At 73.2% G+C, this 2636-nt stretch carries 2 protein-coding genes; both read right to left on the minus strand.

Annotated elements, in window-relative coordinates; all coding sequences use genetic code 11:
• Positions 1-196: 196 nt before the first annotated feature.
• Positions 197-784, minus strand: coding sequence for a hypothetical protein (locus JWP54_RS09740; RefSeq protein ID WP_297371063.1), 588 nt, complete (start codon positions 782-784; stop codon positions 197-199).
• Between the two features lie 67 nt (positions 785-851).
• The coding region (locus JWP54_RS09745; protein WP_297371066.1) for an acyltransferase family protein at positions 852-2636 on the minus strand (1785 nt) is incomplete at its 5' end.

Raw genomic sequence — 2636 nt, forward strand, 5'->3', positions numbered from 1 at the left:
AGACCGTCGAGGCCGACGCCGCTGAGGCTCCCGCCGCTGAGGCTCCCGTTGAGGAAGCCAAGTAGCACCAGCCTCATCTAGCAGCACCCGAAAGGGCCCGACTCCGGTCGGGCCCTTTCTGTGTGCCGCGCCCGGAGCGGGCGCATCCCGCCACAGGGGGTGCGGTGACGACTCGCGGGCGAGTTTCGGACGGGCTCTAACCGAGCAACGCGGTCACGGAGCCCAGGAAGCGGTCGTAGCTCGCGTAGTAGGTGACGCCGTTGCGGTGCACCACGACGGGCACGTAATTGGGGTCGTGGTCGGCCGGCGCCGCCAGGACGCCCTCGGTCGGGGTGTCCGTCTCCGTCCAGCCCGCGTCGAGCAGCTCTTGGCGCCGGGCGGCCCACGTGGCCTCGTCGTGGTCCGCCTGGGCATACCAGACGCTCACATCGCCGCCGCCGGCCCACTGACAGCCGAACCCCTCGTCCATGAGGGTCTGCATCACATCGTCCAGGACCCGGACGTCCGGGGCCAGGACCAGCCCGTCCGCCGCCAGGGACGCGTACTCGTCGTCGGTCAGAACGGTGTCACAGCCGGGGGCGGTCACCGGGGTCTCCGACGTGGTGGCGGACGGCGTCGGTGAGGCCGTGGCGGTGGACGCCGGGGCCGCGGTAGCGGTCGGGGTCGGACTCGCCGTGGCGCTGGTCGCCGAGGTCGGTGAGGCCGGGGGATCGGGAGCGACAGCCGAGGAACAGCCGGTCAGCGCGAGAACGGCAATGAAGGTGAGTGCAACGGTGCGGATCATGACCCCAACGTAGCGGCACGGACGGCGTACCGGGGCGGGAACGGCCACGCGGGGGAGCGGGGTCCGGCTACGGGGCGCGGAAAGCCTGGAGCGTGTCGGCGCCGGGGCCACGGGTCAGCGGGGCGTCGGCCAGGCTGTCCAGGGCGGCGGCCACGGCGTCGGCATAGATGGCCCCACCGGTCGGGCCGGGGTGGATGCCGTCGCCCGCGAGGACGTCCACGTGCGGGGCGATGGCGCTGTGCCAGTCGGCCAGGGCAACCTGGCTGCGGTGCTTCGAGAAGTCGGCGAGCTCGGCGTTCACGCCCGGGGTCCAGTCCCGGTCCGCGAACGCGTTCACCATGATGAGTTCCCGGCTCGGGCCGACCACCCGCATGATGGCGGCCAGGTCGGACGGGGTAATCTCGCCGTTGGTGCCCAGGCCCACCACCACGATGTCACGGAGGGTGCCGGCATCCCGTTGCGCGGCCAGGATCTCCGGAGCCGCCCGCATGCCGCGGGACACGGCGGCGTCAATCGTGATGCCGGGGAATTCCGCCTGCAGCTCGGCGGCGGAGGCCAGCATCACCGAATCGCCCACCGCGGTGATCTTCGAGCCACGCGTCGCCACCGCGGTCAGGCCGGCGGCCTTCGCCGCGGCGTCCTGCACGGCCTGCGCCGCCGCGGCCTTCTCGGCTCGGGCCAACGCCTGCTGCCCGCGCAGCACCTCCGCCTGCGCGGTGGTGAGCGTGGGCGCCAGCAGCACTGATGCGGCGGTGCCGGCCAGCAACGACAGCGTCACGGTCGCGGTTACGACGACGGACAGGGCGGCTAGGCGGCGGGAGCCGATACGCGGCCCGGTGCCGGCGATGGGCGCCCAGACCCGGGCCCAGCCGGCGCGGAGCCCGAGCCGGCGGATGGGGATCTCCAACCAGCGGTACGACGCCGCCGCGATGCCCAGCGTGAGCAGCAGAGTGAGCGCACCGGTGGCAACCGGGCCACCAGGCGCCCGGCCGAACGGGGCCACGAGCTGCAGCAGCACCAGCAGCGGCCAGTGCCAGAGGTAGAGGCCGTAGGAGCGTTCGCCGAGGTAACGGAGCGGCGCCACGTCGAGCATCCGCCCGAACCGGCCGTCGGCCACGCCGGCCCAGATCACCACGGCGGTGGCGAGGCTCACCCCGGCCAGGCCGCCGCGGTAGGTGAGCGTGGCATCATCGGGCAGCCACACCGCGGCGCCGAGCAGGCCGGCCAGCGCCGCCACCCCGCACCACGGGCGGGCGGCGGTCACGGCACGGCGTAGCACGCCGGGGTCGGCCGGGGTCGGCCGGGGCCGCAGCAGAAGGGCCAGGGCGGCGCCGATGAGCAGGCCGAAGCTGTGGGTGTCCGAGCCGTAGTACACCCGGGTGGGGTCGGTGCCGGGCTGGAACGCCACGCCCATCCACCCGGCCGAGGCGGCGGCGAGCAGCGCCACGAGCGCCAGCCTCAGCCATGGGCGGCGCAGCCGCAGCAGAAGTAGCAGCACCAACGGCCACACCAGGTAGAACTGTTCCTCCACCGCCAGCGACCACAGGTTGCGGAACAGCTCGGGGGCGCCGGCGCCGAAATAGCTGGTGTCGGCGGTCAACGACACCCAGTTGTAGCTGAAGGTGCCGGCGCCGAGCAGCTTCCAGCCCAGGCCCACAAGCACGTCGCCGCCGATCAGCCAGGCGGCGGTGCAACAGAGCAGTACCAGGGGAACCAGGGCTGGCAGCAGCCGCCGGGCCCGGCGACGCCAGAACCCGCCGGGGGAGAACCGGCCGGTGCGCTCCCGCTCGGTCACGATCAGGCCGGTGATGAGGAACCCGCTGATCACGAAGAAGACGTCCACGCCGATGAA

Source organism: Cryobacterium sp. (genome assembly GCF_025463825.1).
Taxonomy (GTDB): Bacteria; Actinomycetota; Actinomycetes; order Actinomycetales; family Microbacteriaceae; genus Cryobacterium.

Coding starts and splice junctions, on each gene's coding strand:
- JWP54_RS09740 (WP_297371063.1), bottom strand. CDS start 784: ATGATCCGCACCGTTGCACTCACCTTCATTGCCGTTCTCGCGCTGACC.